This is a genomic window from Pseudomonas sp. 05N432 (assembly GCF_056396945.1).
Genome location: NZ_JBFTMM010000108.1, coordinates 1 through 350 on the forward strand (window position 1 = coordinate 1; position 350 = coordinate 350).

The window sequence follows — 350 nt, forward strand, 5'->3', positions numbered from 1 at the left end:
GTAGTATATAGAAATGAGATGAATTTAGTCCCATTAAGACGTTTTACAAGTACTGAAGTAGATTTATTTTTTACATTATGTAATAAACTTAAAGAACAGGATACGAGAAAAGTAATTATTCCTTTTGAAGAATTAAAATATTTAAGTAACTACTATACACGTTCTCAAGAACGTTTTATTAATGATTTAGAGCACGTATACGATAAAATGTTGAATCTAACATATGTGGAGCGTAATGATAGGTCTTTTGAAAAATTTGTTTTATTTACTTCATACAAAGTAGATTTAGACGAAGAATGTTTATCTATTAGTGTTAATCCTGATTTAAAACATATTTTAAATTCTATAAC

At 25.1% G+C, this 350-nt stretch carries 1 protein-coding gene; it reads left to right on the plus strand.

Annotated elements, in window-relative coordinates; genetic code table 11:
- Window positions 1-18: 18 nt before the first annotated feature.
- On the plus strand, window positions 19-350 hold a 332-nt coding region (locus tag AC1DHT_RS29480; protein ID WP_477761617.1), incomplete at its 3' end, for a replication initiation protein.